This is a genomic window from Streptococcus sp. FDAARGOS_522 (assembly GCF_003812445.1).
In the GTDB taxonomy this organism is placed as follows: Bacteria; Bacillota; Bacilli; order Lactobacillales; family Streptococcaceae; genus Streptococcus; species Streptococcus agalactiae.
In genome coordinates this window covers 1,185,001-1,206,515 of record NZ_CP033808.1, presented here as the reverse complement: position 1 = coordinate 1,206,515, position 21,515 = coordinate 1,185,001, and the positions used below count along the sequence as shown (strand labels likewise).

Here is a 21,515-nt window from a genome sequence, read left to right as displayed (position 1 = left end):
AGACCATGCCTAGAAAGGTTCTCTGCCAATATGCCAAATTTTTCTCTCAATAATGGTGCAAAGTATAGGGCTTTTTGATAAAATACGTCATATAGAGTAATGGAAGGATTATTATGAAAAAATTTCAGTTTTTTCTACTTGTTGAAGCCGTTGTCTTAGTTATGGGATTAATGAAAATTTTATCTGATGACTGGACAAGTTTTATTTTTATTCTCGCTTTGATTCTTTTAGCCTTAAGATTTTATAACAACGATAGTCGTCATAATTTTCTGTTAACGACAAGTTTGTTATTACTATTTTTAATCTTTATGCTTAACCCTTACATTATTGCAGCCGTTGTTTTTGCAGTTTTGTATGTTCTAATCAATCATTTCTCGCAAGTTAAGAAAAAAAATCGTTATGCTTTGATTCAATTTAAGAATCATCAATTAGATGTTAAGACAACACGAAACCAATGGTTAGGTACTGATCAACACGAAAGTGACTTTTATGCTTTTGAAGATATTAATATTATAAGAATCTCTGGGACTGATACAATTGATTTAACAAATGTTATTGTATCTGGGCAGGATAATGTTATTATAATTCAAAAGGTTTTTGGTGATACTAAAGTATTGGTTCCTTTAGACGTTGCCGTAAAGGCTGATATTAGTTCTGTTTACGGTAGTGTACAGTACTTTGATTTTGAGGAGTATGATCTAAGAAATGAATCTATAAAATTGTCACAAGAGGAAGAATATTACCTTTTGAAACGTGTCAAATTAGTTGTAAACACTATCGCTGGGAAAGTTGAGGTTAGTCGTAAATGAAAAAGCACCACTACTTTTTAGCTTTCTTCTATGGAAGTGTCATTATATTTGCCATTTGTTTTGTCATTATTGATAGTTTGGGTGTTAATTTGGTGCACCTCTATCAAACGTCTCGTTTGTGGCTGATTGAACAATTGATTTTCTCTATTTTCTTTCTATCTTTAGCGGTAACTATCCTTTTATTGCTAACTTGGTTTTTATTAGATGATAATAGTAAACGTCAAATTAACCATAATTTACGTCGCATTTTAAATAACCAATCAATAAATGTTACCGATGATGGTACTGAAATATCGACCAATATTCAACGGCTCTCTAAAAAAATGAATTTAATGACAGCAAGTCTACAATCTAAGGAAAATAGTCGTATTTTAAAAAGCCAAGAAATTGTGAAACAAGAACGTAAGCGTATTGCACGTGATTTACACGACACAGTTAGTCAGGATTTGTTCGCTGCTTCCATGGTTTTGTCAGGGATAGCACAGAATGTTTCTCAGCTAGACGTTGATCAGGTTGGCTCGCAATTATTAGCAGTAGAAGAAATGCTTCAGCATGCACAAAATGATTTGAGAATTCTGCTACTTCATTTGAGGCCAGTTGAATTAGAAAATAAGACCCTATCTGAAGGATTCAGAATGATATTGAAAGAATTGACCGATAAGAGCGACATTGAAGTTGTTTATCATGAATCAATTCTAACCTTACCCAAAAAGATTGAAGACAATATTTTTAGAATTGGTCAAGAATTTATCAGTAATACTTTAAAGCATTCACAAGCCAGTCGTCTCGAAGTTTACCTTAATCAAACAGAGAATGAATTGCAGTTAAAAATGATTGATAATGGTATTGGATTTGATATGGATTCTGTCTATGATTTAAGTTATGGGTTAAAAAATATTGAAGATCGAGTAGAAGATTTAGCAGGAAATTTACAGCTTCTCAGTCAGCCTGGTAAAGGAGTTGCTATGGATATAAGATTACCTTTAGTAAATCAGAGTGAGGATAAAAATGGATAAAATAAAAATTGTACTTGTTGATGACCATGAGATGGTTCGTCTCGGTTTAAAAGGTTTTTTAAACTTACAAGCTGATGTTGAAGTAATAGGTGAGGCCTCAAATGGTTTAGAAGGCATAAAAAAAGCACTGGAGTTACGTCCAGACGTTGTTGTTATGGACTTAGTAATGCCTGAAATGGACGGTGTAGAAGCAACCTTAGCATTATTGAAGGATTGGCCAGAAGCTGCCATTTTAGTCTTAACATCTTACTTGGATAATGAAAAAATTTACCCTGTTATTGAAGCAGGTGCCAAAGGCTATATGTTAAAGACCTCAAGCGCAGCAGAGATTCTTAATGCCATTCGTAAAGTTTCAAGGGGAGAACAAGCTATTGAAAATGAAGTAGATAAGAAAATTAAGGCTCATGATAAATGTCCAGCTTTACATGAGGGCTTAACAGCAAGGGAACGTGATATCCTTAATTTATTAGCCAAAGGTTATGACAATCAAAGGATTGCTGATGAATTATTTATCTCGTTAAAGACTGTTAAAACTCATGTTTCTAATATTTTGGGAAAACTAAATGTAGCAGATCGAACTCAAGCAGTTGTCTATGCTTTCCAACACCATTTGGTACCACAAGATGATGAATAAGTGATATAATAGAGGCACTATGTTAATGAAAGTGGTTAGTCATGGACGCAAAAACTAAATATAAAGCAAAAAAAATAAAGGCAGTGTTTTTTGATATTGATGACACGCTTCGTGTTAAAGATACAGGTTATATGCCACCATCAATCTTAAAAGTTTTTAAAGCTTTGAAAGATAAAGGAATCGTTGTAGGTATTGCTTCAGGAAGAGCACGATATGGCGTTCCAAAAGAAGTTCAAGATTTAAATGCCGATTATTGTGTAAAATTAAATGGAGCTTACGTTAAGGACAAGGATAAGAATATTATCTTCCATCGTCCTATTCCAGCTGAATATGTAGAGCAATATAAGAAATGGGCGGACACTGTTGGTATTAAGTACGGTTTAGCTGGTCGTCATGAGGCAGTTTTATCAGATCGTGATGATTTGGTAAATGATGCGATTGATATTGTGTATTCTGATCTCGAAGTTAATCCAGATTTCAATAAAGAACATGATATTTATCAGATGTGGACATTTGAAGATAAAGGAGATAGCCTTCATCTACCTGAACCGTTAGCTGAACATCTTCGCTTGATACGTTGGCATGATCATTCTTCAGATGTTGTGTTAAAAGGAACATCGAAGGCTTTAGGTGTTTCTAAAGTTGTTGAACATTTGGGCTTAAAGCCAGAGAATATCTTGGTTTTCGGAGATGAGCTCAATGATTTAGAACTCTTTGATTATGCTGGACTAGCTGTGGCGATGGGAGTGTCACACCCAGAAGCTCAAAAAAAAGCAGATTTTATCACAAAAAAAGTAGAAGAAGATGGCATTTTGTATGCCCTGGAGGAACTAGGTTTGATAGAAAAAGAATTAACATTTCCACAAGTAGATATTGAAAATACAGAAGGTCCTGTGGCTGTCATTAAAACAAATCACGGGGATATGACTGTAAAACTCTTCCCGGATCATGCTCCTAAAACGGTAGCAAACTTTATTGGTTTAGCTAAACAAGGTTATTATGATGGTATTATCTTCCATCGTATTATTCCAGATTTTATGATTCAGGGTGGTGATCCAACTGGTACAGGTATGGGTGGTGAATCTATCTATGGGGAAAGTTTTGAAGACGAATTTTCCGAGGAATTATATAATGTTCGCGGAGCTCTTTCAATGGCTAATGCTGGACCAAATACGAATGGCAGCCAATTTTTCATCGTCCAAAATACAAAAATTCCTTATGCGAAAAAGGAATTAGAGCGAGGTGGTTGGCCAACACCAATTGCTGAGTTGTATGCTGGACAAGGTGGTACACCGCATCTAGATCGTCGCCACAGTGTATTTGGACAATTAGTAGACCAAAGTTCTTTTGAGGTACTTGATGAGATTGCGGCAGTAGAGACTGGTTCTCAAGACAAACCATTGGAAGATGTTGTTATTTTAACGATTGAGGTTAAAGAATAAAATGAAGATTGGCGATAAGTTAAAGGGAACAGTCACTGGCATTAGGCCTTATGGAGCCTTTGTTTCTCTTGAGGATGGTAGGACTGGACTTATCCATATTTCTGAAATTAAAACAGGTTACATTGATAATATTTATGATGTTCTTAGTGTAGGTGATGAAGTCTATGTTCAGGTTATAGATGTAGATGAATTTACACAAAAAGCAAGTTTATCGCTTCGGACCCTTGAAGAAGAGAGACATCATATTCAGCATCGTCATCGATTTTCTAACAATCGTCTTAAGATAGGTTTCAAACCACTTGAGGAAAATTTACCTAGTTGGGTTGAGGAAGGTCTAGCCTACTTGAATAATAAATAAACAAAAAACCTAGATTTGATTAATGACAAGTCTAGGTTTTAAATATTTAAAAGTAGCAGTGAATATTATACTTGCTAAAAATAGCTTGATAATCGAGTAGATCCTCTGGGTGTAGTGCAGCGATCTCTTCCATTTCATATTGACGATTAAGTAATTGATATTTGTTTTGCCCAAATTGGTGGAAAGGTAAGAGTTGCACTTGACGGATATCTAGGCGATCAAATAAACAAGCAAATTCTTCAGCATCTTCTAATGAATCGTTAAAATTAGGTATGACAGGAATACGTAGCACAATCGTTTTACCGTTGGCAAAAGCATAATGAATGTTTTTGATGATTGAAGCATTCTTAACCATCGTCTTTTCTTGGTGTTTGAGGCTATTGTAATGTTTTAAATCGGTGTAAATAAAATCAACGTATTGGATAAGATCTATGAATTGTTCATGTCTAGTATAAGCAGTTGTTTCAATAGCCGTGTGGATTCCCAGTGATTTAGCACGTTTTAAAATTGCCTTGGCAAATTCAAATTGTGCAAATATTTCACCGCCAGATAGCGTTATGCCCCCACCAGATTCTTCGTAAAAATCAATATCTTTTAAAACTTCTTCAATAATATCATCAACCGATTTTTCTTCGCCCACGATGACGCTTTCATTAGTAATGGCATCTCTCATTGTTTCTGGAACCATTTTTTGCGACTCGGGATTAGCACACCAAGGACATCTAAGAGGACAACCCTTTAAGAAAACGGTTGTTCGAATACCTGGACCATCGTGAATACTAAAATGTTGAATGTTGAATACAATACCTTTTTCATTTGTCATATTATTTTCCTCAATTTCATTTTAAGTATACCTTTTATACGTAACAAAGTCAATTACGAATGAAAGTTTATTGAACTTGTTTAATAAATAAAAAATGATAAAATAGAAAGGAGGTGTTTCATGAATAGATTAGAAAATATTATTAGTTTAGTATCCCAGTACCAAAAAATAGATGTTAATACACTCTCGGAGTTGTTGCAAGTTTCTAAAGTAACGATACGTAAAGATTTAGATAAACTAGAAGGCAAAGGGCTTTTGCATAGAGAGCACGGTTATGCAGTTTTAAACAGTGGGGATGACCTTAATGTTAGGTTATCTTTTAACCATAAAACTAAAAAAGAAATTGCTGCCTTAGCTGCAAATATGGTGTCTGACAATGACACTATCTTAATAGAATCAGGCTCTACTTGTGCTCTTTTAGCAGAAAATATCTGTCAGACAAAGCGAAATGTCACTATTTTGACCAACTCTTGCTTTATTGCTAACTATTTACGAGAGTATGATTCATGCCAAATTGTCTTACTTGGTGGTGAGTATCAATCAAGTTCACAGGTTACGGTAGGTCCTCTCTTGAAAAAGATGATTTCACTTTTTCATGTCTCGTTAGCTTTTGTTGGGACTGATGGTTTTGATCCAAAACTAGGATTTATGGGTAGAGATTTAATGCGTTCTGAAGTTGCACAAGAGATGGCGAATGCTGCCGATGAAGTCATTATTTTAACAGATTCTAGTAAGTTTAATCAGACTGCATTGGTGGAACAGCTTCCGTTGTCAACTGTATCACAAGTTATTACAGATAAACATCCAAATTCGGAAATTGCTAATTTGTTCCAAGAAGCAGAGATTACCATTCAATCTTTATTACAAGTACCATAAAAGAGGCTATTTTTCTTACATTTTGCACATTTGTGGCGATAATAGATAAAGTGTCATGTCAAATTGCACAGATGTAACCTTTTTGTTAAACTGAAGCAAATGCTGAAAGGTTATGAGTATGAAATTAGAGCGTCAAAAATTGTTAGCTAAAGTAGCTTACCTTTACTATATGGAAGGGAAAAGCCAATCTGAGATTGCCAATGAATTAGGAATTTATCGTACAACAATAAGTCGTATGTTAGCCAAAGCGAGAGAAGAAGGTCTTGTTAGAATCGAAATTTCAGATTTTAATCCAGAAATTTTTCAGTTAGAATCCTATTTTAAAAGTAAATATCACCTTAAAGATATTGAGATTGTTTCTTCGCGAAAAGATAGCGATACTTCAGAGATAGAGAAGGATTTAGCACATGTAGCTGCAGCTATGATTCGAAAAAAAATTAAAGAGAATGAAAAGGTGGGGATTGCTTGGGGGAGGACACTTAGTAAAGTAGTTGAAGCAATGCGTCCTCATCCGGTTTCTCAAGTTTCTTTTGTTCCTTTGGCCGGAGGTCCAAGTCATATTAATGCACGCTATCACGTTAATACTCTGGTTTACGAAATGTCAAGGCGTTTCCAAGGAAGTTGTACTTTCATTAATGCAACTCTAGTTCAAGAAAACGCTAATTTAGCGAAAGGAATATTAACTTCAAAATATTTTGAGGGGCTAATGGATAATTGGGAAAAACTTGATGTGGCAATTGTGGGCGTTGGTGGTAAACCTAAAAGCAATGAACAACAGTGGCTTGACCTTTTAAATCAAGATGATTTTCAATGCTTGGATGAAGAAGCAGCTGTAGGTGAAATTACTTGTCGTTTTTTTAATCATTCAGGTGATCCTGTGAATCAACATTTAGCTAAAAGGACAATAGGAATTACCTTAGAACAACTACAGAAAGTTCCTAATAGAATAGCGGTTGCTCATGGCAATTATAAGGCTGCGGCACTCTTAGCCGTTTTAAAAAAGGGGTATATTAATCATTTAGTTACTGATTTTTCCACAGCCTTAAATATTTTAAGATTAGATAAAGACACCTTTGTGGATACTATATATCAAAAGAGCTAGGATTTATTCCTAGCTCTTTTGATAATGTTTCTATTACCAAGTGAATTGTTATAGAATAAGCACAAAGGTGCGCTATTGTCATAAAGGGCACAAAGTCTATTGACGATGATTAAGGGACATGTTACATTTGTTTTGCGAAAGAAAACTAGAACCTTTTGTAAGAAAGTTTAAACTTATAAAAAATCATTAAAGCGGAGGTGCTTATGGAAATCATAGTCGCAGACCAAATTATTATGGGGCTCATTTTGAATGCTGGGGATGCTAAACAACATATCTATCAAGCCTTAAAACTTGCAAAAGAAGGAAATTTTGCAGAAAGTAAGATTGAAATAGAACTAGCAGATAGTGCACTCCTAGAAGCTCATAATCTTCAAACACAATTCCTTGCACAAGAAGCAGGAGGGACAAGGACAGATATCTCAGCACTCTTTATTCATTCTCAGGATCATTTGATGACAAGTATTACTGAGATTAACTTGATTAAAGAAATTATTGATTTACGCCAGGAATTACATATTCAAAAATAAGTAAAGGGGATCAAATATGATAAAAATTGGTTTATTCTGTGCAGCAGGTTTTTCAACAGGTATGTTAGTAAACAATATGAAAATCGCAGCGGATAAAGAAGGGATAGAGGCACATATTGAAGCTTATTCACAAGGAAAAATTGCAGATTATGCTAAAGATTTAGATGTTGCATTACTTGGTCCACAAGTTAGCTATACTCTAGATAAATCAAAATCAATCTGTGATGAATACGGTGTACCGATAGCAGTTATTCCAATGGCAGATTATGGTATGTTGGATGGTGTAAAAGTTTTGAAACTTGCTTTGAGTTTATTGGAAACAAGAAAAGAGGCTTGATATGTCAAAGTTTGATAGTCAGAAAATAATTACTCCGATTATGAAGTTTGTCAATATGCGAGGGATTATTGCACTCAAAGATGGCATGCTAGCAATTCTACCACTAACAGTTGTTGGGAGTCTCTTTTTAATATTAGGGCAGCTTCCATTTAAAGGTCTTAATCAAGCCATAGCTAATGTTTTTGGACCAGAATGGACAGAACCATTTATGCAAGTTTATTCAGGAACTTTTGCGATTATGGGCTTGATTTCCTGTTTTGCAATTGCTTATGCTTATGCTAAAAATAGTAGTGTAGAACCGTTACCTGCTGGCGTTTTATCACTTTCGTCTTTCTTTATTTTAATGAAATCATCTTATATTCCTGTAAAAGGAGAAGCAATAGCGGATGCTATTTCTAAGGTTTGGTTTGGCGGTCAGGGGATTATTGGAGCAATTATTATTGGCTTAGTAGTTGGTGCTATCTATACATGGTTTATCCAACATCATATTGTTATAAAAATGCCAGAGCAAGTACCACAGGCAATAGCAAAACAATTTGAAGCTATGATTCCAGCTTTTGTTATCTTTCTTTTATCGATGATTGTTTATTTGATTGCTAAGGTAACAACTGGAGGTACCTTTATTGAGATGATTTATGATATCATTCAAGTACCGTTGCAAGGCTTAACAGGCTCACTTTATGGAGCAATTGGGATTGCTTTCTTTATTTCATTCTTATGGTGGTTTGGTGTCCATGGCCAATCTGTGGTGAATGGTATTGTGACTGCTTTGTTACTATCCAATTTAGATGCCAATAAGTCTTTATTAGCAGCAAATCGCTTAACATTAGATAATGGCGCTCACATTGTAACACAGCAGTTTTTGGATAGTTTCTTGATTTTATCGGGCTCAGGAATAACTTTTGGACTAGTTATTGCGATGCTTTTTGCAGCAAAATCAAAACAATACAAGGCACTTGGGAAAGTGGCCGCTTTTCCCGCAATTTTCAATGTTAACGAGCCAATCGTCTTTGGCTTTCCAATCGTAATGAATCCTGTGATGTTTCTGCCTTTTATTTTAGTACCAGTTTTGGCAGCTTTAATTGTTTATGGAGCTATTGCGGTTGGTTTTATGCAACCATTCTCAGGTGTTACTTTACCATGGAGTACTCCAGCAATTATTTCTGGATTCATGGTAGGTGGTTGGCAAGGTGCACTCGTCCAAATAGTCATTTTAGCTATCTCAACTGCTGTTTACTTCCCATTCTTTAAAATCCAAGATAATATTACTTACAAAAATGAATGTGAAATGGAAAGGGGATAGCTAGCAGATAAGAGGTTGAGGTGTGTAATGCACCTTAACCTTTTTCTAAAAATGCACATTTGTGCAACTTTAGATGTAGCATTCTATTCTTTATTTTCTTCTTGTTATTTTAGGATTTAGGTGCTATTATATTTACGAAGAAAAACTTTTTAGTTTCGAAAGAAACAAGCGGAGGCTGTTATGACCAAACAATTACTCACTCAAAAATATACAAATGATGTTCAACAAAATTCTCAAAAGCATTTTGGCTATTTGACAGAGCGCATGTATTCTTATCGCGATAAGGTTCTTGATAAGAAACCATTCATAGATGCAGAACGTGCTATCTTGGTAACTGAAGCCTATCAAAAGCATCAGGAAAAACCTAATGTTTTAAAGAGAGCTTACATGTTGCAAAATATTTTGGAAAAAATGACAATCTATATTGACGATGAGACAATGATTGTCGGTAACCAAGCTTCATCTGATAAAGATGCTCCTATTTTTCCAGAATACACTCTAGAATTTGTTGTAAATGAACTAGACCTTTTTGAAAAACGAGATGGTGATGTCTTTTACATTACAGAAGAAACCAAAGAACAAATTAGAAATATTGCACCTTTCTGGGAAAATAATAATTTACGGGCTCGTGCGGGCGTTATGCTTCCAGAAGAAGTTCAAGTTTATATGGAGACAGGCTTCTTTGGGATGGAAGGTAAGATGAATTCTGGGGATGCTCACTTAGCTGTCAACTATCAGAAGTTACTAGAAGAAGGGCTTATTGGCTTTGAAAAAAAAGCAAGAAAAGCTAAAGCTGACTTAGATTTAACAAAGCCTGAGAGTATTGACAAATATCATTTCTATGATTCTATTTTAATTACAATAGAAGCTGTTAAAACCTATGCAGAGCGTTTTGCTATCCTAGCAAAAAAACAAGCTAAAACAGCAAATGCTAAGAGACGTCAGGAATTGTTAGATATCGCTAGTATTTGTGAACGAGTGCCCTATTACCCAGCTGAAACGTTTGCAGAAGCCGTTCAATCGGTTTGGTTTATTCAGTGTATTCTTCAAATAGAATCAAACGGTCATTCTCTATCTTATGGACGCTTTGATCAATACATGTATCCATATGTTAAATCTGACTTAGAAGCTGGACGTGAGACTGAGGATTCGATCGTTGAGCGCCTAACTAACCTATGGATTAAAACAATAACTATTAATAAGGTTCGTAGCCAAGCTCATACGTTTTCGTCTGCTGGTAGTCCTCTTTACCAAAATGTAACGATTGGAGGACAAACACGACATAAGGAAGATGCTGTTAATCCTTTATCATTTCTAGTACTAAAATCAGTCGCTCAGACACACTTACCACAGCCTAATCTAACGGTTCGTTATCATGCTAACCTAGACAAGTCATTCATGAATGAAGCTATTGAAGTTATGAAATTAGGCTTTGGTATGCCAGCTTTTAATAATGATGAAATTATTATTCCATCATTTATTAAAAAAGGAGTTTCCGAAGAAGATGCCTATGATTATTCAGCGATTGGTTGTGTCGAAACAGCAGTTCCTGGGAAATGGGGTTATCGTTGTACCGGCATGAGCTATATCAACTTCCCTAAAGTGTTATTAATTACAATGAATGACGGTATTGACCCGGCTTCTGGGAAGAGATTTGCGCCTTCTTATGGGCATTTCACCCAGATGACCTCATATAAAGAACTTAAAGAAGCTTGGGACAAAACACTTCGTTACTTAACTCGAATGAGCGTTATTGTTGAAAATGCTATTGATATTAGTCTCGAAAGAGAAGTACCTGATATTCTTTGTTCAGCTTTAACTGATGATTGTATTGGACGAGGTAAGCACTTAAAAGAAGGTGGTGCAGTATATGACTACATATCTGGTCTACAAGTTGGAATCGCTAATCTTTCAGACTCACTTGCTGCGCTTAAAAAATTAGTATTTGAAGAAAAACGCCTAACCACATTAGAAGTATGGCAAGCATTGCAGAGTGATTACGCAGGTCCGCGTGGTGAAGAAATTCGTCAAATGTTGATCAATGAAGCACCAAAATATGGAAATGATGATGACTACGCGGATAGTTTAGTACGTGAGTGTTATGATGTTTATGTTGAAGAAATTGCTAAATATCCCAACACACGCTATGGACGTGGACCAATCGGTGGTATTCGCTATTCAGGAACGTCCTCTATTTCAGCAAATGTAGGCCAAGGACGAGGTACTTTAGCAACTCCAGATGGTAGGCATGCAGGAACTCCATTAGCTGAAGGTTGTTCACCATCTCATAATATGGACAAAAAGGGACCTACCTCTGTTTTGAAATCAGTTTCGAAGTTACCAACTGATGAGATTGTCGGCGGTGTACTCCTTAACCAAAAAGTCAACCCTCAAACCTTGGCAAAAGAAGAAGATAAACAAAAATTAATTGCCTTACTTAGAACATTCTTCAATCGCCTTCATGGTTACCATATCCAGTATAATGTTGTCTCACGTGAGACTTTGATTGATGCTCAGAAGCACCCTGAAAAACACCGCGATTTGATTGTGCGTGTAGCAGGTTATTCTGCATTCTTTAATGTCCTATCTAAGGCAACTCAAGATGATATTATTGCACGTACAGAACATGCTCTTTAGGAGATTATTATGGAATTTTTACTTGACACTTTAAATTTAGAAGCTATAAAAAAATGGCATCATATACTGCCACTAGCAGGTGTAACTTCAAATCCCACCATTGCTAAGAAAGAAGGAGATATACATTTTTTCCAACGCATTCGTGATGTTCGAGAAATTATTGGACGTGAAGCAAGTTTGCATGTTCAAGTAGTGGCCAAAGATTATCAAGGAATATTGGATGATGCTGCTAAAATACGCCAAGAAACGGACGATGACATTTATATCAAAGTCCCAGTTACGCCAGATGGATTAGCAGCAATTAAAACGTTAAAAGCAGAAGGTTATAATATTACAGCCACAGCAATATACACCAGTATGCAAGGTCTTTTGGCTATATCAGCTGGAGCAGACTACCTAGCACCTTACTTTAACCGAATGGAGAACCTTGATATTGATGCGACACAAGTTATTAAGGAATTAGCGCAAGCAATAGAGCGGACAGGTTCTTCTAGCAAAATTTTAGCAGCTAGTTTTAAAAACGCTTCACAAGTAACGAAGGCCTTATCACAGGGTGCTCAATCAATCACCGCGGGACCAGATATTTTTGAATCAGTCTTTGCGATGCCATCTATTGCAAAAGCTGTTAACGACTTTGCAGATGATTGGAAAGCCAGTCAACACTCAGAACATATTTAACAGAGAACGCCAACTTTTGAGGCTGTATCTTTAACATAAAATTTTTTAAAGAAGAAAGAGGTTGAGAATGAAAGTTTTCGCAAGTCCATCGCGCTATATACAAGGAAAGGATGCTTTATTCCAAAGTATTGAACATATCAAATCTTTAGGTCAGACTCCACTTATCCTTTGTGATGATGTTGTTTATAATATCGTTGGAGAAAGGTTTTTATCTTATCTACAAGACGATTTGTTACCACATCGTGTTTCCTTTAACGGAGAAGCATCTGATAATGAAATCAATCGTGTCGTTGCTGTTGCGAAAGAAAAGAATAGTGACCTTATTATTGGACTTGGTGGTGGAAAAACTATTGACTCTGCAAAGGCAATTGCAGATAAAGTTAATTTACCAGTGGTCATTGCACCAACAGTAGCTTCAACAGATGCCCCAACATCAGCGTTATCAGTAATCTATACAGATGAAGGAGCTTTTGAAAAATATATTTTTTATTCAAAGAATCCAGACTTAGTTTTAGTTGATACTCAAGTAATTGCCCAAGCGCCAAAACGTTTACTAGCTTCTGGGATAGCAGATGGCTTAGCTACTTGGGTTGAAGCGAGAGCAGTCTTACAAAAAAATGGGATAGCGATGGCTGGCGGTAGACAGACTTTAGCGGGCGTGGCAATTGCCCAAGCATGTGAGCGTACTTTATTTAATGATAGTTTACAAGCTTTAGCGGCTTGTGATGCCAAAGTGGTTACAAAAGCTTTAGAAAATGTTATTGAAGCTAATACCTTACTTAGTGGTTTAGGTTTTGAAAGTGCAGGATTAGCTGCAGCTCATGCTATTCATAATGGTTTTACTGCCTTGAGTGGAGATATTCATCACTTAACCCATGGTGAAAAAGTTGCCTATGGAACGTTGACGCAACTTTTCCTCGAAAATAGACCAAAGGAAGAAATTGATCGCTACATTAATCTTTACCAAGCGATTGGAATGCCAACTACACTTGCAGAACTCCATTTGGGTGATGCAACATATGAAGAACTTTTAAAAGTTGGTCAGCAAGCAACAATTGAAGGTGAAACAATACATGAAATGCCATTCAAAATTAGTGCAGAGGATGTCGCTGCAGCCCTGTTAACGGTTGACCGTTATGTTTCAAATCATCAATAAAAACAATAGAACCAAGTGAAATTGCTTGGTTCTATTTGTCGTTTTAATATTTTAACTAAATAGGGCTTACTAGTATTTAAAGAGATATAAACTAAAAAAGATCAGACAACATATCTAATCTTTTTTAGTTATCGTTTACTGAAGATTAAAGTTATTCAAAATCATACAGGCTTGTTGATAAGTAACGTTCGCCATTATCAGGGAGAAGAGCTAAAACCTTTTTCCCTTTTCCTAGTTGTTTGGCCACTTCAATAGCAGCATAAATAGCAGCTGAAGCAGAAATTCCTGCGAGGAAACCTTCTAGTCCGCCGATGATACGTCCTGTTTCAATAGCATCGTCAGATGTAACGCGAATGATATGATCATAAGAATCTGTAGCCAATGTTTCTGGAATGAAACCTGCAGAAATCCCTTGTATTTTATGAGGCCCAGGTTGCTCACCAGAAAGGATTGCAGATTCATCAGCTTCTACAGCATAAATAGCGACATCAGGATTGACTTTTTTTAATGCACGAGAGACACCAGTAATTGTCCCACCAGTTCCCACACCTGCGATAAAAGCATCTAAACCTTTTTCACCAAAAGTCTCGATAATTTCCCTACCAGTCGTTTTTTCGTGGATTTCTGGATTGGCTTGATTATTAAATTGCAGGGGTAGCCAAGCATTTTGCTCTGCAGAAATTTCTTTTGCCTTAGCAATAGCTCCCTTCATCCCTTCACTACCAGGTGTTAGTACTAATTGAGCACCATAGGCTTGAATGATTTTACGACGTTCAATTGACATGGTTTCTGGCATAACAATAATAACATTATACCCTTTAGCTTTTCCTACCCAAGCCAAACCGATACCTGTATTACCAGATGTAGGTTCTACGATTGTATCTCCGGCTTTAAGAATCCCTTTTTGCTCTGCATCTTCAATCATAGCTAGAGCGATACGATCTTTGACAGATGAACCTGGGTTAAAGGATTCTAACTTAACGTACACCTCTGCAGCTCCTTCTGGAACAATATGATGTAATTGAATAATGGGTGTATTTCCGATTAAGTCTGTAATAGAATTATAAATTTTTGACATAAGCTATACCTCTTCATGATATTGGTTAAGAATATTATAAAACTCACATTGATTAAAGTAAAATATCAATTCTTTATCAAGTGATAGCTATTATTTATCGGTTTCAGCCTTAAAGGGAATTTCAACAATTTGACTCCCTTCTTCAGTTAACAAAGCTTTTCCTTGGTAGAACTCTGTCAAATTAGTTATTGTGTGTTCAAATTCCTTAGGGTCAACGTATATTTTACAGGTTACAGCTTCTAAAAATTCTGTTTCAAACTCCTGAAGGTGGTGCTCTTTTAGGAAGTTGTCAAAAGTTTGATATTGAGGATAAGTTAATTGAATACGAATACCAATTTGTTCTTTAACTTCTACTACCCCGATCTCTTTGATGGTATTAGCTACGCTACCAGAGTAGGCACGAATAAGCCCCCCTGCGCCTAATTTGATACCTCCAAAATACCGTGTAACGACGGCAACAACATTTGTCAGGCCTTGCTTTTCAAGTACGGTTAGCATAGGGATACCTGCTGTACCACTAGGTTCTCCATCATCACTAGATCGTTTTATATCCCCTTTTTCGCCAATAACCATAGCTGAACACGAATGATTGGCTTTGTAGTGCGCTTTCTTGATTTGCGTAATATAATTACGCCCCTCCTCTTCGGACTCTACTCGCTTTAGATGACAAATAAATCGCGATTTTTTAATTTCTTCTTCGACAATTCCGTCTGATTTTATCGTTTTATAGTTCATAGAGAAATTCTACAAAAATTCTTCAAATTTAGCAAAAAAATCCGAATGAAATAATATGGAAAATTATTTAGGTAGGCTTTGGACAAAAGCACAATTATCTGAGCAACTTAGAAAAATTGCAATTAGCTTGCCATCTTTTATAAAGAAAGGAAGCGACTATATTTGTACCCGATGCTCTAGTTCTGTTGCTAAAAATTGCCAATTACCAACTGGAAATTATTATTGTAGAGAATGTATAGTTTTTGGAAGAGTTACTAGTAATGAAAATTTATATTATTTCCCACAAAAAACATTTTCTAAAACGAATTCTTTAAAATGGAAAGGGGAACTGACACCTTATCAAAATGAGGTTTCAGAAGAGTTGTTGAAAGGTATTTCAAGTAAGGAAAATCTTCTTGTTCATGCTGTGACAGGGGCTGGTAAAACAGAAATGATATACCACTCTGTCGCCAAAGTAATTGATACTGGAGGAAGCGTTTGTATTGCCAGTCCTAGAATTGATGTTTGTTTAGAATTGTATAAGCGACTTTCAAACGATTTTAGATGTGCCATAACATTAATGCATGGAGAATCTCCTTCTTATCAGAGATCCCCTTTAACTATTGCCACAACACATCAATTGTTAAAATTTTATCATGCTTTTGATTTGCTAATTGTTGATGAAGTTGATGCTTTTCCGTATGTCGACAACCCGATACTATACCAGGGTGTAAAACAGGCCTTAAAGGAAAACGGAACAAGTATTTTTCTGACTGCAACTTCAACGACTGAGTTAGAAAGAAAAGTTGCAAGAAAAGAACTAAAAAAATTGCATCTAGCTAGGAGATTTCATGCCAATCCGTTAGTGATACCCGAGATGGTTTGGGTAAGTGGTATCCAGAAAAGCTTGCAGACACAAAAACTACCTCCCAAATTATATCAGTTGATAAATAAACAGCGACAAACGAGATATCCTTTGTTATTATTTTTCCCCCATATTTCAGAAGGTCAAGTATTCACCGAAATTTTAAGACAAGCCTTTCCTATGGAAAAAATTGGTTTTGTTTCAAGTAAGAGCACATCTAGGTTAAAGTTAGTGCAAGATTTTCGAGATAACAAATTGTCTATCCTAGTGTCAACTACCATTCTAGAGAGAGGAGTAACTTTCCCTAGCGTCGACGTTTTTGTTATACAAGCAAATCATCATTTGTTTACGAAAAGTTCCTTGGTACAAATTTCAGGAAGAGTTGGAAGAGCATTAGAAAGGCCCGAAGGGCTCCTTTACTTCCTTCATGATGGGAAAAGTAAATCGATGCACCAAGCTATAAAGGAGATTAAAAACATGAATCATATAGGAGGATTTTAATGACTTGTTTGTTATGTCATGAAATAGATTTATCGCAATTAACTTTTGTGGAACTTATGCTTCTAAAACCAAAGCAAAACGTAATTTGTCAAACGTGCAAGGGTAGTTTTGAAGCACTTAGTAGGGAGATGGGTTGCCAAACATGTTGCAAGCAAATTCCCCAAAAACAATGTCAAGATTGTATTTATTGGGGTAAAAAAGGTATAGAGGTAAATCATTTTTCCCTTTATAGATACAATGAAGCAATGAAAAAATATTTTTCTCTTTTTAAATTTCAAGGGGATTATTTGTTGAAAGATGTTTTTACAAAAGAAATAAAAGCTGCTCTAAAAAAGTATAAGGGCTACACTATAGTGCCAGTTCCCTTGAGTCATGAAGGATACCAAAATAGGCAATTTAATCAAGTGATTGCTTTTCTACAATCGGCAAATATACCTTACAAAAATATTCTTTCTAAAAAAGATGGAGGTAAGCAATCGGCTAATAATAAAGAAGAAAGACTCAAACAAGTTCAGCAATTTACATTAAAAAATGAGGCTGAGTTAGGGGACAACCTTTTAATTGTTGATGATATTTATACAACAGGCGCAACAATAGCACAAATCAGGAAACTATTAGAAGAAAAAGGTATAAAAAATATAAAAAGTTTTTCATTAGCACGCTAAAATCTTGCAAATTTTCATGAAAGCGGTTATAATAAGAGTATAGAAAGCGTTAACAACGCAAGAAAGAGGTACTCATATGATTAAATACAGTATTCGTGGTGAAAACATCGAAGTAACAGAAGCTATTCGTGAGTATGTTGAGACCAAACTCTCTAAAGTTGAAAAATACTTTAATGAAGCACAAGAATTAGATACTAGAGTCAACCTCAAAGTATACAGAGAGAAGACCGCAAAAGTTGAAGTAACAATCTTAATAGATTCTATTACTTTACGAGCAGAAGATGTTTCACAAGATATGTATGGGTCAATTGACTTAGTTGTTGATAAAATTGAGCGTCAAATTCGTAAAAATAAAACTAAAATTGCGAAAAAATATCGTGAAAAGATTCCAGCAAGTCAAGTTTTCACAACAGAATTTGAGGCTGAGCCAGATGAAGAAGCAGTGAGCCAAAGAATTGTACGTACTAAGAATGTTAATCTAAAACCAATGGATGTTGAGGAAGCATTGTTGCAAATGGAACTTTTAGGTCATGATTTCTTTATCTATACAGATGCAGAAGATAATACGACAAATGTCCTTTACAAGCGTGAAGATGGCGAACTAGGTTTAATTGAAGCTAAAGGAAATTAACTTTGTAACATAATTTAAAAAATCTCAGGGTTTTCTCTGAGATTTTTTTAAAACCTATTGACAACAAATAAAAAATTATAGTATACTAAATGAGTTCTTAAGCGAACCTAATATTGTATTATCATTTTATAAACAACTTAAAAAAAGTAGTTGACAAAGCAGAATAAGTTTGCTAGAATATAGAAGTTGTCTCAAGAGAGGCAAAGACCTTTGAAAACTGAACAAGACGAACGAATGTGCAGGGTGGATTTACATTGTAAATCCGTCAATGACAAAAAAACAATAAATCTGTCAGCGAGACAGAAAAGAGCAAAGCTCAAACTTTTAATGAGAGTTTGATCCTGGCTCAGGACGAACGCTGGCGGCGTGCCTAATACATGCAAGTAGAACGCTGAGGTTTGGTGTTTACACTAGACTGATGAGTTGCGAACGGGTGAGTAACGCGTAGGTAACCTGCCTCATAGCGGGGGATAACTATTGGAAACGATAGCTAATACCGCATAAGAGTAATTAACACATGTTAGTTATTTAAAAGGAGCAATTGCTTCACTGTGAGATGGACCTGCGTTGTATTAGCTAGTTGGTGAGGTAAAGGCTCACCAAGGCGACGATACATAGCCGACCTGAGAGGGTGATCGGCCACACTGGGACTGAGACACGGCCCAGACTCCTACGGGAGGCAGCAGTAGGGAATCTTCGGCAATGGACGGAAGTCTGACCGAGCAACGCCGCGTGAGTGAAGAAGGTTTCGGATCGTAAAGCTCTGTTGTTAGAGAAGAACGTTGGTAGGAGTGGAAAATCTACCAAGTGACGGTAACTAACCAGAAAGGGACGGCTAACTACGTGCCAGCAGCCGCGGTAATACGTAGGTCCCGAGCGTTGTCCGGATTTATTGGGCGTAAAGCGAGCGCAGGCGGTTCTTTAAGTCTGAAGTTAAAGGCAGTGGCTTAACCATTGTACGCTTTGGAAACTGGAGGACTTGAGTGCAGAAGGGGAGAGTGGAATTCCATGTGTAGCGGTGAAATGCGTAGATATATGGAGGAACACCGGTGGCGAAAGCGGCTCTCTGGTCTGTAACTGACGCTGAGGCTCGAAAGCGTGGGGAGCAAACAGGATTAGATACCCTGGTAGTCCACGCCGTAAACGATGAGTGCTAGGTGTTAGGCCCTTTCCGGGGCTTAGTGCCGCAGCTAACGCATTAAGCACTCCGCCTGGGGAGTACGACCGCAAGGTTGAAACTCAAAGGAATTGACGGGGGCCCGCACAAGCGGTGGAGCATGTGGTTTAATTCGAAGCAACGCGAAGAACCTTACCAGGTCTTGACATCCTTCTGACCGGCCTAGAGATAGGCTTTCTCTTCGGAGCAGAAGTGACAGGTGGTGCATGGTTGTCGTCAGCTCGTGTCGTGAGATGTTGGGTTAAGTCCCGCAACGAGCGCAACCCCTATTGTTAGTTGCCATCATTAAGTTGGGCACTCTAGCGAGACTGCCGGTAATAAACCGGAGGAAGGTGGGGATGACGTCAAATCATCATGCCCCTTATGACCTGGGCTACACACGTGCTACAATGGTTGGTACAACGAGTCGCAAGCCGGTGACGGCAAGCTAATCTCTTAAAGCCAATCTCAGTTCGGATTGTAGGCTGCAACTCGCCTACATGAAGTCGGAATCGCTAGTAATCGCGGATCAGCACGCCGCGGTGAATACGTTCCCGGGCCTTGTACACACCGCCCGTCACACCACGAGAGTTTGTAACACCCGAAGTCGGTGAGGTAACCTTTTAGGAGCCAGCCGCCTAAGGTGGGATAGATGATTGGGGTGAAGTCGTAACAAGGTAGCCGTATCGGAAGGTGCGGCTGGATCACCTCCTTTCTAAGGATAAGGAAACCTGCCATTTGCGTCTTGTTTAGTTTGAGAGGTCTTGTGGGGCCTTAGCTCAGCTGGGAGAGCGCCTGCTTTGCACGCAGGAGGTCAGCGGTTCGATCCCGCTAGGCTCCATTGAATCGAAAGGTTCAAATTGTTCATTGAAAATTGAATATCTATATCAAATTCCACGATCTAGAAATAGATTGTAGAAAGTAACAAGAAATAAACCGAAACGCTGTGAATATTTAATGAGTTTCTAGTTTTAAAGAAACTAGGTTAATAAGGTTAAGTTAATAAGGGCGCACGGTGGATGCCTTGGCACTAGAAGCCGAAGAAGGACGTGACTAACGACGAAATGCTTTGGGGAGCTGTAAGTAAGCGCTGATCCAGAGATGTCCGAATGGGGGAACCCACTAGTTAATGACTAGTATCCATATCTGTTAAGGATATGAGAAGGAAGACGCAGTGAACTGAAACATCTAAGTAGCTGCAGGAAGAGAAAGCAAAGCGATTGCCTTAGTAGCGGCGAGCGAAACGGCAGGAGGGCAAACCGAAGTGTTTACACTTCGGGGTTGTAGGACTGCGATATAGGATTAATCATTATAGAAGAATTACCTGGGAAGGTAAGCCAAAGAGAGTAACAGCCTCGTATTTAAAATGATAGATTAACCTTAGCAGTATCCTGAGTACGGCGAGACACGCGAAATCTCGTCGGAATCTGGGAGGACCATCTCCCAACCCTAAATACTCTCTAGTGACCGATAGTGAACCAGTACCGTGAGGGAAAGGTGAAAAGCACCCCGGGAGGGGAGTGAAATAGAACCTGAAACCGTGTGCCTACAACAAGTTCGAGCCCGTTAATGGGTGAGAGCGTGCCTTTTGTAGAATGAACCGGCGAGTTACGATATGATGCGAGGTTAAGTTGAAGAGACGGAGCCGTAGGGAAACCGAGTCTTAATAGGGCGTCATAGTATCATGTTGTAGACCCGAAACCATGTGACCTACCCATGAGCAGGTTGAAGGTGAGGTAAAACTCACTGGAGGACCGAACCAGGGCACGTTGAAAAGTGCTTGGATGACTTGTGGGTAGCGGAGAAATTCCAAACGAACTTGGAGATAGCTGGTTCTCTCCGAAATAGCTTTAGGGCTAGCGTCGATGTTAAGTCTCTTGGAGGTAGAGCACTGTTTGGGTGAGGGGTCCATCCCGGATTACCAATCTCAGATAAACTCCGAATGCCAACGAGATATAATCGGCAGTCAGACTGCGAGTGCTAAGATCCGTAGTCGAAAGGGAAACAGCCCAGACCACCAGCTAAGGTCCCAAAATATATGTTAAGTGGAAAAGGATGTGGGGTTGCACAGACAACTAGGATGTTAGCTTAGAAGCAGCTATTCATTCAAAGAGTGCGTAATAGCTCACTAGTCGAGTGACCCTGCGCCGAAATGTACCGGGGCTAAAACATATTACCGAAGCTGTGGATGACACAAAAGTGTCATG

General features: G+C 37.5%; 19 protein-coding genes, 1 tRNA gene and 2 rRNA genes (1 of these 22 running past the window's edge). 19 read left to right on the top strand and 3 right to left on the bottom strand.

All coding sequences use genetic code 11. The annotated features are described in order from the left end of the window. The first annotated feature begins 113 nt into the window (after window positions 1–113). The 5 genes from liaF to EGX70_RS06030 are packed head-to-tail and all read left to right on the top strand — an operon-like array spanning window position 114 to window position 4,259. Complete coding sequence (gene liaF, locus EGX70_RS06050) at window positions 114–809, top strand: cell wall-active antibiotics response protein LiaF (RefSeq protein ID WP_000714456.1); 696 nt, start codon at window positions 114–116, stop codon at window positions 807–809. After that, window positions 806–1,825, top strand: a complete 1,020-nt coding sequence (locus EGX70_RS06045; protein ID WP_000716170.1) for a sensor histidine kinase — start codon at window positions 806–808, stop codon at window positions 1,823–1,825. Before liaF ends, EGX70_RS06045 begins: the two co-directional genes overlap by 4 nt. Beyond that, window positions 1,818–2,459: a response regulator transcription factor gene (locus EGX70_RS06040; protein WP_123948000.1), complete on the top strand. Its 642-nt coding sequence runs from the start codon at window positions 1,818–1,820 to the stop codon at window positions 2,457–2,459. The genes EGX70_RS06045 and EGX70_RS06040 overlap by 8 nt, the downstream gene beginning before the upstream one ends. Window positions 2,460–2,500: 41 nt before the next feature. Beyond that, complete coding sequence (locus tag EGX70_RS06035) at window positions 2,501–3,901, top strand: bifunctional Cof-type HAD-IIB family hydrolase/peptidylprolyl isomerase (RefSeq protein ID WP_000339133.1); 1,401 nt, start codon at window positions 2,501–2,503, stop codon at window positions 3,899–3,901. 1 nt (window position 3,902) lies between these two features. Further along, the gene (locus tag EGX70_RS06030) at window positions 3,903–4,259 is read left to right on the top strand and encodes a S1 RNA-binding domain-containing protein (protein ID WP_000689608.1); all 357 of its coding nucleotides are present in this window, start codon (window positions 3,903–3,905) and stop codon (window positions 4,257–4,259) included. A gap of 46 nt (window positions 4,260–4,305) precedes the next feature. Here the strand turns inward: EGX70_RS06030 and EGX70_RS06025 are convergent, their stop codons facing one another. Next, window positions 4,306–5,082 carry a glycyl-radical enzyme activating protein gene (locus EGX70_RS06025; protein WP_000180537.1) on the bottom strand — a complete coding sequence of 259 codons (777 nt, stop codon included), beginning with the start codon at window positions 5,080–5,082 and terminating at the stop codon, window positions 4,306–4,308. Window positions 5,083–5,202: 120 nt separating this feature from the next. On the opposite strand from EGX70_RS06025, the gene EGX70_RS06020 reads away from it, so the two are divergent. From EGX70_RS06020 to EGX70_RS05985, 8 genes are all read left to right on the top strand, one after another. After that, window positions 5,203–5,958, top strand: coding sequence for a DeoR/GlpR family DNA-binding transcription regulator (locus tag EGX70_RS06020; RefSeq protein ID WP_001080746.1), 756 nt, complete (start codon window positions 5,203–5,205; stop codon window positions 5,956–5,958). Between the two features lie 118 nt (window positions 5,959–6,076). Then, window positions 6,077–7,060: a sugar-binding transcriptional regulator gene (locus EGX70_RS06015; RefSeq protein ID WP_000764463.1), complete on the top strand. Its 984-nt coding sequence runs from the start codon at window positions 6,077–6,079 to the stop codon at window positions 7,058–7,060. Between the two features lie 203 nt (window positions 7,061–7,263). Then, window positions 7,264–7,587: a PTS lactose/cellobiose transporter subunit IIA gene (locus tag EGX70_RS06010; protein ID WP_000402898.1), complete on the top strand. Its 324-nt coding sequence runs from the start codon at window positions 7,264–7,266 to the stop codon at window positions 7,585–7,587. Between the two features lie 16 nt (window positions 7,588–7,603). Next, window positions 7,604–7,924: a PTS sugar transporter subunit IIB gene (locus tag EGX70_RS06005; protein WP_000590363.1), complete on the top strand. Its 321-nt coding sequence runs from the start codon at window positions 7,604–7,606 to the stop codon at window positions 7,922–7,924. 1 nt (window position 7,925) lies between these two features. Then, entirely contained in the window at window positions 7,926–9,227 is a 1,302-nt protein-coding gene (locus EGX70_RS06000; protein ID WP_000032676.1) for a PTS sugar transporter subunit IIC, read from the top strand. A gap of 180 nt (window positions 9,228–9,407) precedes the next feature. After that, the gene (locus tag EGX70_RS05995; RefSeq protein WP_000166134.1) at window positions 9,408–11,864 is read left to right on the top strand and encodes a glycyl radical protein; all 2,457 of its coding nucleotides are present in this window, start codon (window positions 9,408–9,410) and stop codon (window positions 11,862–11,864) included. A gap of 9 nt (window positions 11,865–11,873) precedes the next feature. After that, the gene (locus tag EGX70_RS05990; protein ID WP_000394891.1) at window positions 11,874–12,542 is read left to right on the top strand and encodes a fructose-6-phosphate aldolase; all 669 of its coding nucleotides are present in this window, start codon (window positions 11,874–11,876) and stop codon (window positions 12,540–12,542) included. Between the two features lie 67 nt (window positions 12,543–12,609). Then, complete coding sequence (locus EGX70_RS05985) at window positions 12,610–13,698, top strand: glycerol dehydrogenase (RefSeq protein WP_000862118.1); 1,089 nt, start codon at window positions 12,610–12,612, stop codon at window positions 13,696–13,698. A gap of 151 nt (window positions 13,699–13,849) precedes the next feature. Here the strand turns inward: EGX70_RS05985 and cysK are convergent, their stop codons facing one another. Further along, the gene (gene cysK / locus EGX70_RS05980; RefSeq protein ID WP_000036948.1) at window positions 13,850–14,776 is read right to left on the bottom strand and encodes a cysteine synthase A; all 927 of its coding nucleotides are present in this window, start codon (window positions 14,774–14,776) and stop codon (window positions 13,850–13,852) included. 90 nt (window positions 14,777–14,866) lie between these two features. Next, window positions 14,867–15,511, bottom strand: a complete 645-nt coding sequence (locus tag EGX70_RS05975) for a YigZ family protein (RefSeq protein WP_001108147.1) — start codon at window positions 15,509–15,511, stop codon at window positions 14,867–14,869. Window positions 15,512–15,566: 55 nt separating this feature from the next. Here EGX70_RS05975 and EGX70_RS05970 point away from each other — a divergent pair, with 55 nt between their 5' ends. The 6 genes from EGX70_RS05970 to EGX70_RS05945 form a co-directional block, all read left to right on the top strand. Continuing rightward, entirely contained in the window at window positions 15,567–16,856 is a 1,290-nt protein-coding gene (locus EGX70_RS05970) for a DEAD/DEAH box helicase (protein WP_000432961.1), read from the top strand. Then, complete coding sequence (locus EGX70_RS05965; RefSeq protein WP_000128297.1) at window positions 16,856–17,521, top strand: ComF family protein; 666 nt, start codon at window positions 16,856–16,858, stop codon at window positions 17,519–17,521. The genes EGX70_RS05970 and EGX70_RS05965 overlap by 1 nt, the downstream gene beginning before the upstream one ends. Window positions 17,522–17,597: 76 nt before the next feature. Further along, the gene (gene raiA, locus EGX70_RS05960; protein WP_000599094.1) at window positions 17,598–18,152 is read left to right on the top strand and encodes a ribosome-associated translation inhibitor RaiA; all 555 of its coding nucleotides are present in this window, start codon (window positions 17,598–17,600) and stop codon (window positions 18,150–18,152) included. A 323-nt stretch (window positions 18,153–18,475) separates the two neighbouring features. After that, window positions 18,476–20,023: ribosomal RNA gene (locus EGX70_RS05955) — 16S ribosomal RNA — on the top strand. Between the two features lie 53 nt (window positions 20,024–20,076). Next, a tRNA-Ala gene (locus tag EGX70_RS05950) sits at window positions 20,077–20,149 on the top strand. A 151-nt stretch (window positions 20,150–20,300) separates the two neighbouring features. Then, a 23S ribosomal RNA gene (locus tag EGX70_RS05945) occupies window positions 20,301–21,515 on the top strand; it runs 1,685 nt beyond the window's last position. Together the 16S and 23S rRNA genes with 1 tRNA gene alongside form the textbook arrangement of a ribosomal RNA operon.

Excerpts from the sequence above, each read along its gene's own strand:
- EGX70_RS06010 (WP_000402898.1), top strand. The coding sequence starts at position 7,264 with ATGGAAATCATAGTCGCAGACCAAATTATTATGGGGCTCATTTTGAAT.
- EGX70_RS06040 (WP_123948000.1), top strand. The coding sequence starts at position 1,818 with ATGGATAAAATAAAAATTGTACTTGTTGATGACCATGAGATGGTTCGT.
- EGX70_RS05970 (WP_000432961.1), top strand. The coding sequence starts at position 15,567 with ATGGAAAATTATTTAGGTAGGCTTTGGACAAAAGCACAATTATCTGAG.
- liaF (WP_000714456.1), top strand. The coding sequence starts at position 114 with ATGAAAAAATTTCAGTTTTTTCTACTTGTTGAAGCCGTTGTCTTAGTT.
- raiA (WP_000599094.1), top strand. The coding sequence starts at position 17,598 with ATGATTAAATACAGTATTCGTGGTGAAAACATCGAAGTAACAGAAGCT.
- EGX70_RS06020 (WP_001080746.1), top strand. The coding sequence starts at position 5,203 with ATGAATAGATTAGAAAATATTATTAGTTTAGTATCCCAGTACCAAAAA.
- EGX70_RS06025 (WP_000180537.1), bottom strand. The coding sequence starts at position 5,082 with ATGACAAATGAAAAAGGTATTGTATTCAACATTCAACATTTTAGTATT.
- cysK (WP_000036948.1), bottom strand. The coding sequence starts at position 14,776 with ATGTCAAAAATTTATAATTCTATTACAGACTTAATCGGAAATACACCC.
- EGX70_RS06000 (WP_000032676.1), top strand. The coding sequence starts at position 7,926 with ATGTCAAAGTTTGATAGTCAGAAAATAATTACTCCGATTATGAAGTTT.
- EGX70_RS05965 (WP_000128297.1), top strand. The coding sequence starts at position 16,856 with ATGACTTGTTTGTTATGTCATGAAATAGATTTATCGCAATTAACTTTT.
- EGX70_RS05995 (WP_000166134.1), top strand. The coding sequence starts at position 9,408 with ATGACCAAACAATTACTCACTCAAAAATATACAAATGATGTTCAACAA.
- EGX70_RS06045 (WP_000716170.1), top strand. The coding sequence starts at position 806 with ATGAAAAAGCACCACTACTTTTTAGCTTTCTTCTATGGAAGTGTCATT.
- EGX70_RS05975 (WP_001108147.1), bottom strand. The coding sequence starts at position 15,511 with ATGAACTATAAAACGATAAAATCAGACGGAATTGTCGAAGAAGAAATT.
- EGX70_RS06035 (WP_000339133.1), top strand. The coding sequence starts at position 2,501 with ATGGACGCAAAAACTAAATATAAAGCAAAAAAAATAAAGGCAGTGTTT.
- EGX70_RS05990 (WP_000394891.1), top strand. The coding sequence starts at position 11,874 with ATGGAATTTTTACTTGACACTTTAAATTTAGAAGCTATAAAAAAATGG.
- EGX70_RS05985 (WP_000862118.1), top strand. The coding sequence starts at position 12,610 with ATGAAAGTTTTCGCAAGTCCATCGCGCTATATACAAGGAAAGGATGCT.
- EGX70_RS06030 (WP_000689608.1), top strand. The coding sequence starts at position 3,903 with ATGAAGATTGGCGATAAGTTAAAGGGAACAGTCACTGGCATTAGGCCT.
- EGX70_RS06005 (WP_000590363.1), top strand. The coding sequence starts at position 7,604 with ATGATAAAAATTGGTTTATTCTGTGCAGCAGGTTTTTCAACAGGTATG.
- EGX70_RS06015 (WP_000764463.1), top strand. The coding sequence starts at position 6,077 with ATGAAATTAGAGCGTCAAAAATTGTTAGCTAAAGTAGCTTACCTTTAC.